This is a genomic window from Streptomyces spirodelae (assembly GCF_017676385.1).
GTDB classification, from domain to species: domain Bacteria; phylum Actinomycetota; class Actinomycetes; order Streptomycetales; family Streptomycetaceae; genus Streptomyces; species Streptomyces spirodelae.
This window is the reverse complement of record NZ_JAFFZN010000004.1, coordinates 163,239-175,943: the sequence shown is the minus strand read 5'-3', so window position 1 is coordinate 175,943 and position 12,705 is coordinate 163,239. Positions and strand designations below refer to the sequence as shown.

The window sequence follows — 12,705 nt, the reverse complement described above, 5'->3', positions numbered from 1 at the left end:
GGCCGCCGGACGGCGGTCGCCGCGCATCAGTAGGCTCCCTGCCCCTGGAGCACCGCCCGCAGGGTCTTCCACAAGATCACCGCGTCCAGGGCGAGCGACCAGTCCTCCACGTACCGCAGGTCCAGCCGGACGGCCTCCTCCCACGGCAGATCACTGCGTCCGCTGATCTGCCACAGGCCGGTGAGCCCGGGCTTGACCAGCAGCCGCCGCCGGATGTCCGGGCCGTAGGCAGCGGACTCCTCCGGCAGTGGAGGCCGCGGACCGACGAGCGACATCGAGCCGGTGAGAACGTTGAACAGCTGCGGGAGTTCATCGATCGAGTACCGGCGCAGCACCGCTCCCACCCGGGTCACCCGCGGATCCCGGCGGAGCTTGAACAGCAGTCCGGCGCCCTCGTTGCGGTCGGCCAGCGCGGCACGCGCTCTGTCGGCACCGGCGACCATGGTGCGGAACTTGAGGATGGTGAACTCGCGGCCGTCCTTGCCGACTCTGCGCTGACGGTAGAAGGCCCCGCCCCGGCTGTCGGCCAGCACAAGGAGCCCGACGAGCACCATCAGCGGCGCGAACAGCAGCAGCAGGAGCGCCGCGCCCATCCGGTCGACGACCTCCTTGACCGCCCGCCGGGCCCCGGTGAAGGCCGGCATGCTGACCCGCAGCAGCGGGATACCGAGCACCGCGTCGACATGCAGCCGGGGACCGGCCACCTCCATCAGTACGGGGGCAACGACCATCTCCGCGTCGCTGCCTTCCAGGTTCCAGGCCAGCCGCTGCAGTTGGTCCGGGGACCAGTGCGGGTCCGGTGTGACCGCGACGACACGGTAGCCGTCGCTGCGGACGTGGCCCGCGAGGTCGGCCAGCCGGCCGACGACCGGCACCCCGTCCAGGTGGTCACCGTCGGGCCCCAGGCCGTCCGGCGTGCACACCGCCTCGACTCGCCAGCCGAGGTGCGGGAACTTGCGGACTCGGGCGATCAGGTCGCCCACGGTGGCCGGACTTCCGGCGGCGAGCACCGGTCGCAGGCATCTTCCTTCCGTCCGCTGTCGGTACAGCGAGAGGCGCAGCAGATACCGACCGGTCATGGTGACGAGCGCGATCGCGGGAATCGCGACGAAAATCCAGAGCTTGATATTCCGCGAAGTGAGGGCGATTCCGCTGAGCGCCAGTACGACCGCCGCCGTGAACAGTGAGCGTCCGAGCCGGCGGAATTCCTCGGCTCCCTGGCCGAGCACGGCCGGAGCCCACGCCCGGCTCACCGCAAGCGCTCCCAGTACCAGCAGCTCGGTACCGAATGCGAGAATTCCCCATTTCTCGTGCCAGTTGGCCGCGTCCCTGGCCCCGAAGAGAATGCCGATCGCCCCCACCACAAAGGCGGTGGCCACGGTATCGCTGGTTATAACGGTACGGCGGTACCGCTGTTCCCAGTCGCTCGCTGACCGATTGATTCCCCCGTTCGCCACACGCCCGCGCGCCGACGAAAAAGGGTCGACTAACTCCCCCTGCCGCACAAAGCCCCCCAGGCCGCCAGTGGTTCGACGTGTTCGCCCAACACTGTTTCCACGGGAGACCTCCGCCCCCCGCGCCGCGCCGTTCCCCCTCAGGAGGCCCCCGCCCCCACCCCCGCAGATGACTTCTCAGCTGTGCAGCCGTACGTGAACACCCCACCAGGCGGCAACGGATTCACAAGTCCTGCCCAACCATGGCTGCAGGCAGCCCAAGGAGCCGGACCCATAGATCACTATTTGTCGCCTCGTGTCCAACCATGTGAAGCACGGTCAATGTAGACCATCGGCGCCCGTCTGGAGAGGGGTGTGTGGAATTTGTGCCTGCTTTTTGAAACATGAGCCACCGATCGGTGATCACCCACGGGCACCTGGAGGATGCGGACATGCCGACTGACCTGGTCGGACAGGAGTTCTCCTGGCCACCGGCACCGGACGCAGGACGCGACGGCTGACGGGATACCGGTAGCGCCTCACGGTCCGGGCCGTCAGCATCGCGGCATGCGTGCCTTCCTGGAGACCGGCCGGCTGGCGCTGCGGCCGTTCACCCCCGACGACGTGGACCGTCTTCTCGCGCTCGACAACGATCCCGAGGTCATGCGCTTCATCAACGGCGGCCGCCCCACGAGCCGCGGGGCGATCGTGGAGCGGACCCTGCCACGGCTGCTGCACGACCATCCGTGCTTCGGCACCCGTGGATACTGGGCCGCGGAAGCGAGGGACAGCGGGGTGTTCGTCGGCTGGTTCGAGTTTCGGCCGCTGGATGACGACAGCCCCGCGGTGGTCGAACTCGGCTATCGGCTCAGCAAGGCAGCCTGGGGCCGCGGCTGTGCCACCGAAGGAGCGCGGGCGCTCATCGACAAGGGCTTCAGAGAACTCGCGGTGGAGCGGGTGACTGCGAACACCATGGCGGTCAACCGGGCGTCGAGGCGTGTGATGGAGAAGTGCGGGCTCGCCTTCCTCCGGAGTTTCACGGGGGACTGGCCGGAGGCGATTCCCGGCTCCGAACACGGCGAGGTCGAATACGGGCTCACTCGGGCCGAGTGGGAACGGCGGCGGTAGCCGAACTTCACCGGCTCCACCGGTCGGCGTCGCCAAGCCTTTTCCGCGTCCGTGTCTGCCCCGGCCGGGAGTTGGCGTAGTCCGCGGTTTCCCGGAGTCCGTCCATGAGGACGAGACCCAGGTGAGTGGCGAGTGTGCCGGGGAAATGCAGCAGCTTGGACAGCAGCCCCTCGCCCGCGGGGAGGGCGGCGGTCTGGTGGGGAGCGGGGTCTGCCGGGACCTGGCCGGAGCGGCGCCGGCGTCGTCGGTAGATGTCCAGCGCGTACCGCAGGTGTTCGGCGCGGAAGTCGGGCCAGAGGATTTCGAAGAAGACGAGTTCGGCGTGGGCGCAGTGCCACAGCAGGACGTTCGAGATCCGGTGCTCGCCCCCGGTGCGGAGGAGCAGGTCGACGTCGGGCAGCTCGGGGCACCGCATGTACTTGGAGAAGGTCGCCTCCGTCACCCTGTAGGCCGGGACCTGACGGGAGACCAGCGCACGTGCCGCGTCCAGGATGTCCTGTCGGCCACCGGGCTCGAAGGCGATGGTGAGGTTCCGCCGGGAGTTGCCGCGAGTGCGCTCCTCCGCCTCGCGCAGGCGGTGCGAAGTCGCCTCGGGGAGGGCAGGGTCGGTGGGCACCAGGACCCGGACCCGTACACCCTCGTCGTGCAGGCGCTCCAGGTTGTGACCGAGGAGATGCTGTGCGACGAAATGCCCCGGGGCGCCGTCCTCGCCCGGGCGTGCCCGGTTTCCGGCGCCGGTCAGGAGCGTCAGCCATTCGACGTCCTCCTCCCAGGCGGTTCGCACCACCGTCCTGAAGGCGTTCTCGGAGGCCAGTTCGCCGTGCGTGCGCTCCAGTCCGCGCTGCCGGGCCCAGCGGCCGTTGCCGGCCATGATGCAGGCGATGTGCCTGGGAGGGGTCCCGGGTGCCATGCACTCTCCAGTGAACACTTAGTGCAACCCTTCAATTCCAGAGAGTGCATGCCCTGGTGCCGGTCGCCGTACCCCTCTCATGCGGGGGCACCAGCGAACCGGCCGAACGGCCCCCGTCAGGCCCACTCCCAGGCGATACCGACAATGCCCGGGCCCGCTGCGTGCCGGATGAGATGCACCGAGCGGTTTCCACCGCTCAGGGTCAGCTCCTGCACACCGCTCGGCCGCGCGGCGGCCGACACACGCGTGAAGCTGTAGCACCTGACGGGCAGCGAGCCTCCGTCATGTCGGCGCGGACCGGGGAAGGCTGGCAGGTCGTCAACATCGCGACGGGCGACGATGAGACGCGCTACGCCGCGAAGGGCGCCGCCGAGGTGCCCGGCGGCACGGTCTTCGAAGAGCCGCAGATCGACGCCTGGTACGTCCAGGACGGCAAGCGCGTCCTGCCCCTCGACCCCGACGCGCGGAAGGCGGTCGGCTCCAAGGGCATGACCTTGCGCGCGTACCACGCACGGGTGCACGACACATACGGTGACAAACCACCCGGCTCCGGATACGACAAGAAGGGCCTGGTCGGAGGCTTCGGCCAACGGGAGGAGAAGGCCCGGGAGGCAGCGGCCCCAGCGACACACACATCGGCGGAGGCACACTCGCCGGCCGACGCGCTGGTTCCGGTCGGCGCGAGCGCGGCGGTCATGGCGGCGGCAGCCACCGGCGTCTGGCTGGTTCGGCGGCGCGGCACCCGCCCATGAGACGGAGGGCCGGCAGCTGACCGGCCACCGCATCCAGGGCCCGGACCACGCCGGTGGTCCGGGCCCGCTCCGCCGCGGTAGGGGATGGCCGGACAGCCCCTCCCCTACCGCGGCGACAGCCGGTGCCCGCTCCGACCGTCAGTCGCGTGCCGTGCCGGGCGGCGGGGAGCCGGGGGTCGGCAGCCCGGCCATGAGGGCGCGGCGGCTGGCCCGGACGTGCTCTCGCATGACCTGTTCAGCGCTGTCGCCGTCCTTCTCGACGATCAACTCGACGACCAAGTGGTGTTCCCGGTCGGACTGCAGAGGCCGGCCCGGCTGGTTCAGCGAGGTCTTCACCAACCGGGAGTAGGCCAGTTGGTTCATCAGCATCCGGTAGTGCGCTTCGAGCTTGTTGTTGTCGGCGCCGGTGATCAGCAGATCGTGGAACTCCCCGACCAGTTCCGCGTAGTGCTCACGGTCGTCGCGAGCCACCGCCGCGTCGGCTTCCTCGAGGTTCTCCTGCAGGCGGTCTATCTCGGGCACCCGGCCCCGCTGGGCCAGCAGGCGGGCAGCGGCCCCTTCGAGCAGTTCCTTCATCTCGAAGAGTTCCGTGATCTCGCGCCGTGAGGGAGTGGTGACGAAAGTCCCCACGCGCGGCCTGATCTCGACCAGGCCCTCGGTCTGCAACTGCTTGAGCGCCTCGCGGACCGGCGTGCGGCTGACGCCGAACTCCTCGGCCAGCGCGAGCTCCGAGAGTGGACCACCCGGTTCGATCTCACCGCTGATGATGCGTCCACGCATCTCGGCGATGACCGTGGCCTGGATGGAGCTGTTGGCCGATCCGCCCGTTGCTTCAGTCACTGCGCCGGCTCCTTGATTCCTCATTCTGTGGCTGATCATCGCAAAGGCGGGAGCGCTCCGCCGTCGAAGAACTTACCGGCCGTGTAGACCAGGGGGTCGCTGTCCGTGACGGAGGCGTGCACCACCCGGCAGATGAAGACCGTGTGGGTGCTGGCCTGGAGACGTTCACGGATCTCGGTTTCCATCTGTGCGCTGCTGCGCGCGAGCAACGGGCTTCCGAAGGGGCCGGCCGTCCAGTCCACGCCTTGGAACTTGTCGTCGGACTTGGTCGCGAAGCCGGTGACCACGTCGAGTTGGTCTGTGGAGAGAATGTTGATCGCGAGGTGACCGGTCCTGAACAGGCAGTCGTGGGTGGAGGAGGTGCGCTGGACGCACACCATGACCGTGGGCGGTTCCAGCGAGATGCTCGAGAAGGCGTTGACCGCCAGCCCCTTCGGAGTGTTGCCGTCCAGCGCGGTCACCACGGTGACACCGGTGACGAACTGCCGGTTGACCTGTTTCATCAGGTCGGTGTCGGGCTTCGTTGGAAGCACGGGCATGGGAGTGCTCCTTGTCACTGTGCTGGCCGGTCCTGTCCGACGTGGATGATGCCGAGCGCCGAGAGCAGGGCCCGGGGGTCCCACGTCACGAATTCCTCGACGATGCGGTCTTCCTCGAACCGCGCGAACGTCGCGCCGCCGACTTCCACCCGCCGCTTCGTGGCAGGGACGCCCATCAGGGAGCCCTCGTGGTTGCCCGTGCTGTGCCAGCGGATCGCAGCCCGGTCCCCCTCGATGAGGATGTCGTCCAGCGTGGTCGACAGATCGGGGAACGCGGAGCGGGTGGCGAGAATCGACGCCTTGAATGTACGCAGGTTCTGAGGGTGCGGTTCGCTGCTGTGGCGGAGGTAGTCGCTGCTGAGGAGTTCGTCCAGCGCATCGACGTCGCCGCGGTTCCAGGTGGCTTCCCAGACGCTCCGGATGAGCGCGCGGCGGGACTCAGCGTGCGGCATCAGCCTTCTCCTTCGGGTCCGGGATCTCGTCCCGCTCGGTTACGGGTTGGGCTCCGTGCCGCCGGTCGGATGCCAGCTCCCTCCAGAAGGACACCGCGAGGCAGGCGATGATGAACAGGAAGGGCAGCGAGGTGACGATCACGGTGTTCTGAAGTGCGCTGAGACCGCCGGCGAGCATCAGGGCGACGGCGGTGACACCGGTGAGGACTCCCCAGAGGACGAGGACGGAGCGGCGCGGCGCGAGTGAGCCGTTGGACGTCATCGATCCCAGCACATAGGTGTTGGAGTCCGCGCTTGTCACAAAGAAGATCACCGCGAGCAGGACGGCCATCACCGACGTGACTCCGGACAGCGGGAAGTGCTCGAGGGTGGCGAAGAAGGCGTTGCCGAAGTCGGCGGCCGTCTGCTCTGCGATGTCTCCGCCCTGGAACAGGTCCACGTGGATGGCCGAGCCGCCGAACACCGCGAACCAGGTGAAGAAGGCGAGGCTCGGAACCAGCAGGACTCCCATGACGAATCCGCGGATGGTACGGCCGCGGGAGATACGGGCGAGGAAGATCCCGACGAACGCGCCCCACGAGACCCACCACGCCAGCATGAAGTAGGTCCACAGCTGCATCCATTCCAGTCCGCCGAAGGCGGTGCCCTGCAGGCTCATCCGGAAGAAATCGCCGGCCCATACGCCGATCGACTCGACGTAGAGGTTGATCAGGAAGACGGTGGGGCCGGCGATCACCATGAACACGAACATCGCGATCGACAGGGCGCTGCTGGTGTAGCTCAGTACCTTGATCCCCTTGTTGATGCCGGTGACGGCCGACAGGGTGAACACGGCGGTGATGGCCGCGATGATGAGCACCTGAGCGACGGAGTTGACAGGCACGCCGAACAACCGGCCCATTCCGTTGTTGATCTGAAGCGCTCCCAGCCCCAGTGACGTGGCCGTACCGAAGAGCGTCGCGAAGACGGCGAGGATGTCGATCGCCTTGCCGATCGGCCCGTTGACCCTCTCGCCGAGGAACGGCGTGAACAGCTGACTCACCAGGGGGCGGCGGCCCTTGCGATACGTCGAGTAGGCGATTGCGAGGCCGAAGACGGCGAAGACGGCCCAGGCGTGCAGACCCCAGTCGAAGTAGGAGTACTGGAGCGCGCGGACCGCGGCCTCGTGGGTGTTCGGCTCGGCGAGGTCGTGCGGTGGCGTGGCCAGGTGGGATATCGGCTCGGCGACGCCGTAGGAGACCAGGCCGATTCCCATCACGGCGCCGAGCAGCATCGCCAGCCAGGCCGGGGTGGAGAACTCCGGCCTGTCGGTGTCCTTGCCGAGCCGGAGGCTGCCCATGGGGCTGAACGCCAGGAACACCAAGAAGATCAGAATCCCCAGGGTGACGACCAGATAGCTCCAGCCGAACGAGGAGGTGACCCAGTTCAGCGAGGAGGCCGTGACCCGGTTGAGGTTCTTGGTGAAGAGCGCCGCCCAGGCGACGAAGACGGCGGCGACACCGACCGACGTCCAGAAGACGGAGCCGAGCTCGCCGGCCCTCCGGGGGCGTTGAAGTTGTCTGGACATAGAGCTCCTCGAGTTGGATGCCGCTCAGAACCCCGCGCTGGCATACAAGCTGGGTCACCTGGAGCCGCTGGCATGCAAGGGACCGTAAGTCAGGCCACGGCAGCCATGTCAAGAGTCGCGTAAGCATTCGACTGGCCCGCTTGCTACCCGCCAGGCAAATGCGCACGTCAGAGCCGCCATAATGACCGCTTCATGCATCTGCTTCGCACTGCGCAGCGCGAGAACAACGCACCTCCCTTGACCTGAGACGACATGCATACCTACGGTCTCTGCCATGCAAGAGACTCCTGCTGATCCCGCTGCCGAACGGATCGGACTACGTAAGCTGGTGACGTACCGGGACGTGGTCGTCACCGAGGCGGGCCACGCCCCGGCCCGGCCCGCCCGGCGCGCCAGCGTGGCCGCCGTCATACGGAATCCGTGGTTCGGCGCGGCACCGCTCACCGACCTCTCCGAGGAGCAGGCCCGCGTCGGTCCCGTGCTGGCGAAGCTCCTCTCCGACCGGCTCGCCGAGGCACTCGGCGGAGTGGACGCGATCGAAGCCTTCGGAAAGGCCGCGGTCGTCGGCACCGCCGGCGAGATCGAGCACGCGGGAGCGCTCATCCACACGCCGTTCTTCGGCAATCTCGTCCGCGAGCTGCTCAGCGGCGAGTCGATCATCTGCTTCGCCGACGCACGGGCCGAAGCAGGCGACTCATTGATCGTCCCGCTCTGGCACAAGACGCACGCCGCGACCCGCAGCCACTACCAGACCATCAGCGCACGAGTCCCCGACGCGCCACGGGCCGACGAGATCGTCGTCATCGCCGCCGCATCCACAGGCCCCCGCCCGCACGCCCGCATCGGAGACCGCAGGACCGACCCGGTCGTCACCACCCGGACTCTGGAGGAGTCACCGTCATGAACGTCCGCAAGATCGTCACCGTCATCGAGGAGATCCGGACCGAGGGCGGCCGTGCGGTCAGCCCCCCGGCAACCGTCGCCGTCGTCGCAGCCGTGATCGACAACCCGTGGGCAGGCCGGGGCTTTGTCGAAGATCTCGCCCCCGGGATCGAAGCGCACGCCTCGGGCCTCGGCGCGCTGCTCGCGCCCGCCGTGCTCGAAGCGCTGGGGGCTCCCTCCGAGGCGTACGGCAAGGCCGCCGTCGTCGGCCTCGACGGTGAGATCGAGCACGGGTCGGCACTGATCCACACCCTCAAGTTCGGTGACCACTTCCGCAAGGCCGCGAATGCCACCACACTGCTGCCCGCCGTCGAGAAGCGGGGGCCGGCCGGCGTCGTGTTCGACATCCCGCTCAAGCACATCACCGATGCGACGATCCGCTCCCACCACCAGTCCGTGGAGGCTCGGATCGCCGACGCGCCCCACCCCCACGAGATCGTCATCGGGCTGGCCGCCGCCGCACAGGGCCGTCCCCAGCAGCGACTCGCGGCCCTTACGAGCGAGCAGTAGCGGGCATGCGGAAGCCGACACTCGTACTGCTGCACGGCGTCGGACTCGACCACACGATGTGGGAGCCCAGCGTCGAGCTGCTGGCCGACCGGTTCACCCTGGTGACGCCCGACCTCCCCGGACACGGACGGAACAGGCCCGCCCCGGCGGGCACCACCCTTGAGGACCTGGCGCTCGGCGTCGCAGCCGGGATTCCTCGGAAGTCCCACCTCGTCGGCTTCTCCCTCGGCGCCCTCGTCGCCCAGTACCTGGCACTCCACCAGCCGGACCTCGTCGCTACGCTGACGTCGGTCAGCTCGGTGTGCCGGCGTACACCGGCGGAGCGGGAGGAAGTCCTCAACCGTCTCGACACCGCACGAGCCGACTTCACGGCCGCGACCGCCGCGTCACTGCAGCGGTGGTACGCGGACACCGGCGTACCGGCGGAATGGGTGAGCCGTACGGAGGCGACCCTGCTCGGAAACGACGTGGAGTCCTTCCTCCACTGCTACCGCGTGTTCGCGACCGCGGACGCAACCCTCGGCCCCCACCTGCATCGGATCACCGCACCCGCGGTGGCGGTCACCGGTGAGAACGACCCCGGGTCGACGCCCGCGATGACCCGGCGGCTCGCCGCGGCACTGCCGAACTGCAGGGCCGTCATCGTCCCCGGGGCACGCCACATGCTCCCTGTCCAAAGCCCCGAGACCCTCGTCGACTGCGTCACCACCCTCATCAGGGACAACACTCATGGCTGATCTTGAGAAGCTGAACCACTTCATCGGCGGCGAGCAGGTCGAGCCCGCCTCCGGGGAGTATTTCGCGAGCACGAACCCGGCAACGCGCCGGCCGCTCTACCAGGCCGCGCGAGGCGGTGCCGCCGACATCGGACGAGCCGTGACCGCGGCGAAGGAGACGTTCGAGGACCCGCGATGGCGCGACCTCAGCCAGACCGGACGCGGGCGCCTGCTGCGCCGGCTCGGGGACCTGATCGCGGACAACTCGGCGGATCTCGCACGTATGGAGACACAGGACAACGGCAAGCTGCTGCGCGAGATGAGAGGGCAGCTGGCCGCCCTGCCCGAGTACTACTATTACTACGCCGGTCTGGCCGACAAGATCCACGGGGAGGTCGTTCCGACCTCGGACCGGAAGGTCTTGAACTACACGAGCCGCGAACCGCTCGGTGTGGTCGGAGCCATCACCCCGTGGAACTCTCCGATGACGCTGACCAGCAGCAAGCTGGCGCCCGCGCTCTGCGCGGGGAACACCGTGGTGGTCAAGCCCTCGGAGCACACGTCAGCCGCGCTGCTCCGGCTCGCCGAACTCGCGCTCGAGGCGGGCTTCCCGCCCGGCGCGGTCAATGTGGTCACCGGCTTCGGGGACGAGGCCGGACAAGCCCTCGTCGAGCACCCTCACCTCGCGAAGATCTCGTTCACCGGCAGCACCGCCACCGGTTCCCGTATCGCCGCGGCCGCGGCCGGCCGGTTCATCGGAGCGACGCTGGAGCTGGGCGGCAAGTCGCCCAACATCGTGTTCGAGGACGCGAACATCCCGAACGCCGCCATGGGCGTCGTCGCCGGCATCTTCGCCGCCGCGGGCCAGACCTGCATCGCAGGCAGCCGAGTGTTCGCCCACCGGTCCGTCTACGACGAACTGCTCCAGCGCGTGTCCGAGCGGGCCGAACGCATCCGCATGGGCGACCCGATGGACGAGAACACCGAACTCGGACCCCTGGCCTTCGAGGAACAGCGGGACAAGGTCGCAGGGTACGTCGAACTGGGGCGCAGCGAGGGCGCCCGCGTTCTCACGGGTGGCCGCGCCTCGGACGGCGGACTCGGCGGCTACTTCTACGAGCCCACCATCCTGGTCGATGTGGACAACAGCATGCGCGTCGTCCGGGAGGAGATCTTCGGCCCGGTCCTCACGGTCATGCCGTTCGAGACCGAGGAGGAAGTCGTCCGCCTCGCGAACGACACCGAGTACGGCCTCGCTGCGGGGGTGTGGACCTCCGACTTGGCCCGGGCCCACCGCATGGCTGCGCGGCTGGACGCGGGGACCGTGTGGGTCAACACCTACCGGGCCATGTCGCCGATGTCCCCGCGTCAGGGCTTCAAGGCCAGCGGCGTCGGTGTCGAACACGGCACCGAGACGATGAAGGAATACACCCGGCTCAAGAGCGTCTGGATCAACACCAGCGAAGAGCCGGTGGCCGACCCCTTCGTGATGCGGGGCTGAGATGCCACAGGTCGACATCGCCCTCGCCGAGGGGCGCACCCCGAGTCAGATCCGGAACCTGGTGCACGAGGTCCACGCCGCGGTCCTCCGCACCGTCGGCACCAGGCCCGAGAACATCCGTGTCGTCGTCCGCGAAGTGCCGCGGACCCACTGGGCCACCGGCGATGTGACTCTCGCCGAGACGGACGCCGTGAGCGGGACGGATGCCGTGAACGATACCGCCGCCCTTGCCACCGGCCGGCTGGACGACAGCGCCGCCACCGGGCAGTCCGCCAACACCGCACCCCAGGAGCAGCCGTGAAATTTTCCTTGTTCGTGCACATGGAACGCTGGGACGAGAGCGTGAGCCCCTCCCAGCAGTTCGAGAACCTCACCGAACTCGCACAGATCGCCGAGGCGGGCGGCTTCGGCACGGTGTGGATCGGCGAGCACCATTCCATGGAGTACGTGGCTTCCCCCAGCCCCATGCCACAACTCGCCTACCTGGCGGCGCGCACCTCGACGATCCGGCTCGGCGCGGGCACCATCGTCGCCCCCTTCTGGCACCCGGTCCGGGCCGCGGGCGAGACCGCACTACTGGACGTGATCAGCGGTGGCCGGGCCGAGATCGGCCTCGCCCGCGGTGCTCACCAGTTCGAGTTCGACCGGCTGGCGGGCGGCCTGCCCGCAGCCGAGGGGGGAAAGCACCTCCGCGAGTTGGTACCGGCAGTCCGTGCGCTCTGGCAGGGCGACTACGCGCACAGCGGCGACATCTGGCAGTTCCCCACCTCCACCAGCGTGCCCAAGCCGGTGCAGCAGCCGACTCCGCCGATGTGGATCGCCGCACGGGACCCCGACTCCCACGACTTCGCGGTCGCCAACGGGTGCAACGTCATGGTCACTCCCCTGATGAAAGGCATCGAGGAGGTCGAGAACCTCGTCGACAAGTTCGAGACCGCGGTGGGCAACCACCCCGAGGTGCCCAGGCCCCGGCTCATGGTGCTGCGCCACACCCATGTGCACAGTCCGGACGACCCCGAAGGCTGGCGCCCGGCAGCCGAGGCGATCCAGCGCTACTACCGCACCTTTGACGCATGGTTCGGCAACGACCGGACTCCCGAGAACGGATTCCTCGATCCGAGTCCGGTCGCGAAGTTCGAGGGACGCCCGGAGTTCGAGCCGGAGTCCCTGCACCGGACCGCGATGATCGGCACTCCGCACGAGCTCGTCGCGCGGCTGCGCCGCTATGAGGCCCTGGGCATCGACGAGTACAGCTTCTGGATCGACAACAGCCTGCCGCACGAGGAGAAGCGCAAGTCCCTCGAACTGTTCATCAAGGAGGTCGCGCCGGCCTTCCGTTAGCCGACACCGACAGAGAGCACACCGCCTGCCGAACACCCGGCCCTTGTCCCCCGCCCCCCGGGGGGCAAGGGAGG

The 12,705-nt window shown here is 68.5% G+C and carries 14 protein-coding genes; 8 read left to right on the top strand and 6 right to left on the bottom strand.

Features of this window, described 5'->3' with window-relative positions:
* Nucleotides 1-26: 26 nt before the first annotated feature.
* The gene (locus JW592_RS06655) at nucleotides 27-1,505 is read right to left on the bottom strand and encodes a sugar transferase (RefSeq protein ID WP_209263969.1); all 1,479 of its coding nucleotides are present in this window, start codon (nucleotides 1,503-1,505) and stop codon (nucleotides 27-29) included.
* Between the two features lie 495 nt (nucleotides 1,506-2,000).
* On the opposite strand from JW592_RS06655, the gene JW592_RS06650 reads away from it, so the two are divergent.
* Nucleotides 2,001-2,561: a GNAT family N-acetyltransferase gene (locus JW592_RS06650; protein WP_209263968.1), complete on the top strand. Its 561-nt coding sequence runs from the start codon at nucleotides 2,001-2,003 to the stop codon at nucleotides 2,559-2,561.
* Between the two features lie 7 nt (nucleotides 2,562-2,568).
* Here the strand turns inward: JW592_RS06650 and uppS are convergent, their stop codons facing one another.
* The gene (gene uppS / locus JW592_RS06645; RefSeq protein WP_209263967.1) at nucleotides 2,569-3,471 is read right to left on the bottom strand and encodes a polyprenyl diphosphate synthase; all 903 of its coding nucleotides are present in this window, start codon (nucleotides 3,469-3,471) and stop codon (nucleotides 2,569-2,571) included.
* A 284-nt stretch (nucleotides 3,472-3,755) separates the two neighbouring features.
* Between uppS and JW592_RS06640 the strand changes: the two genes are divergently transcribed.
* Nucleotides 3,756-4,223, top strand: a complete 468-nt coding sequence (locus JW592_RS06640) for a hypothetical protein (protein ID WP_209263966.1) — start codon at nucleotides 3,756-3,758, stop codon at nucleotides 4,221-4,223.
* Between the two features lie 138 nt (nucleotides 4,224-4,361).
* On the opposite strand, the gene JW592_RS06635 is transcribed toward JW592_RS06640, so the two are convergent.
* The 4 genes from JW592_RS06635 to JW592_RS06620 are packed head-to-tail and all read right to left on the bottom strand — an operon-like array spanning nucleotide 4,362 to nucleotide 7,621.
* The gene (locus JW592_RS06635) at nucleotides 4,362-5,063 is read right to left on the bottom strand and encodes a GntR family transcriptional regulator (protein ID WP_307805308.1); all 702 of its coding nucleotides are present in this window, start codon (nucleotides 5,061-5,063) and stop codon (nucleotides 4,362-4,364) included.
* Between the two features lie 35 nt (nucleotides 5,064-5,098).
* Nucleotides 5,099-5,602, bottom strand: a complete 504-nt coding sequence (locus JW592_RS06630; protein WP_209263965.1) for a flavin reductase family protein — start codon at nucleotides 5,600-5,602, stop codon at nucleotides 5,099-5,101.
* Between the two features lie 14 nt (nucleotides 5,603-5,616).
* Nucleotides 5,617-6,054, bottom strand: a complete 438-nt coding sequence (locus JW592_RS06625) for an ester cyclase (protein WP_209263964.1) — start codon at nucleotides 6,052-6,054, stop codon at nucleotides 5,617-5,619.
* Nucleotides 6,041-7,621: a BCCT family transporter gene (locus JW592_RS06620; RefSeq protein WP_209263963.1), complete on the bottom strand. Its 1,581-nt coding sequence runs from the start codon at nucleotides 7,619-7,621 to the stop codon at nucleotides 6,041-6,043. Before JW592_RS06620 ends, JW592_RS06625 begins: the two co-directional genes overlap by 14 nt.
* 274 nt (nucleotides 7,622-7,895) lie before the next feature.
* Here JW592_RS06620 and JW592_RS06615 point away from each other — a divergent pair, with 274 nt between their 5' ends.
* The 6 genes from JW592_RS06615 to JW592_RS06590 are packed head-to-tail and all read left to right on the top strand — an operon-like array spanning nucleotide 7,896 to nucleotide 12,631.
* Nucleotides 7,896-8,525 (top strand): amino acid synthesis family protein, encoded by a 630-nt coding sequence (locus JW592_RS06615; RefSeq protein WP_209263962.1) that lies wholly within the window; start codon nucleotides 7,896-7,898, stop codon nucleotides 8,523-8,525.
* Nucleotides 8,522-9,073, top strand: coding sequence for an amino acid synthesis family protein (locus JW592_RS06610; RefSeq protein ID WP_209263961.1), 552 nt, complete (start codon nucleotides 8,522-8,524; stop codon nucleotides 9,071-9,073). Before JW592_RS06615 ends, JW592_RS06610 begins: the two co-directional genes overlap by 4 nt.
* A gap of 5 nt (nucleotides 9,074-9,078) precedes the next feature.
* On the top strand, nucleotides 9,079-9,810 hold the full coding sequence (locus JW592_RS06605; RefSeq protein WP_209263960.1) for an alpha/beta fold hydrolase: 732 nt from the start codon (nucleotides 9,079-9,081) through the stop codon (nucleotides 9,808-9,810).
* On the top strand, nucleotides 9,803-11,290 hold the full coding sequence (locus JW592_RS06600) for an aldehyde dehydrogenase (RefSeq protein WP_209263959.1): 1,488 nt from the start codon (nucleotides 9,803-9,805) through the stop codon (nucleotides 11,288-11,290). Before JW592_RS06605 ends, JW592_RS06600 begins: the two co-directional genes overlap by 8 nt.
* A gap of 1 nt (nucleotide 11,291) precedes the next feature.
* Nucleotides 11,292-11,591 (top strand): tautomerase family protein, encoded by a 300-nt coding sequence (locus JW592_RS06595; protein ID WP_209263958.1) that lies wholly within the window; start codon nucleotides 11,292-11,294, stop codon nucleotides 11,589-11,591.
* A complete protein-coding gene (locus JW592_RS06590; protein WP_209263957.1) occupies nucleotides 11,588-12,631 on the top strand; it encodes an LLM class flavin-dependent oxidoreductase in 1,044 nt (347 codons plus the stop codon). The genes JW592_RS06595 and JW592_RS06590 overlap by 4 nt, the downstream gene beginning before the upstream one ends.
* Nucleotides 12,632-12,705 lie beyond the last annotated feature (74 nt).

What these genes read in the sequence shown, in the direction of transcription:
- JW592_RS06625 (WP_209263964.1), bottom strand. Translation starts at nt 6,054, where the DNA reads ATGCCGCACGCTGAGTCCCGCCGCGCGCTCATCCGGAGCGTCTGGGAA.
- JW592_RS06605 (WP_209263960.1), top strand. Translation starts at nt 9,079, where the DNA reads ATGCGGAAGCCGACACTCGTACTGCTGCACGGCGTCGGACTCGACCAC.
- JW592_RS06615 (WP_209263962.1), top strand. Translation starts at nt 7,896, where the DNA reads ATGCAAGAGACTCCTGCTGATCCCGCTGCCGAACGGATCGGACTACGT.
- JW592_RS06630 (WP_209263965.1), bottom strand. Translation starts at nt 5,602, where the DNA reads ATGCCCGTGCTTCCAACGAAGCCCGACACCGACCTGATGAAACAGGTC.
- JW592_RS06650 (WP_209263968.1), top strand. Translation starts at nt 2,001, where the DNA reads ATGCGTGCCTTCCTGGAGACCGGCCGGCTGGCGCTGCGGCCGTTCACC.
- JW592_RS06640 (WP_209263966.1), top strand. Translation starts at nt 3,756, where the DNA reads ATGTCGGCGCGGACCGGGGAAGGCTGGCAGGTCGTCAACATCGCGACG.
- JW592_RS06595 (WP_209263958.1), top strand. Translation starts at nt 11,292, where the DNA reads ATGCCACAGGTCGACATCGCCCTCGCCGAGGGGCGCACCCCGAGTCAG.
- uppS (WP_209263967.1), bottom strand. Translation starts at nt 3,471, where the DNA reads ATGGCACCCGGGACCCCTCCCAGGCACATCGCCTGCATCATGGCCGGC.
- JW592_RS06610 (WP_209263961.1), top strand. Translation starts at nt 8,522, where the DNA reads ATGAACGTCCGCAAGATCGTCACCGTCATCGAGGAGATCCGGACCGAG.
- JW592_RS06600 (WP_209263959.1), top strand. Translation starts at nt 9,803, where the DNA reads ATGGCTGATCTTGAGAAGCTGAACCACTTCATCGGCGGCGAGCAGGTC.
- JW592_RS06620 (WP_209263963.1), bottom strand. Translation starts at nt 7,621, where the DNA reads ATGTCCAGACAACTTCAACGCCCCCGGAGGGCCGGCGAGCTCGGCTCC.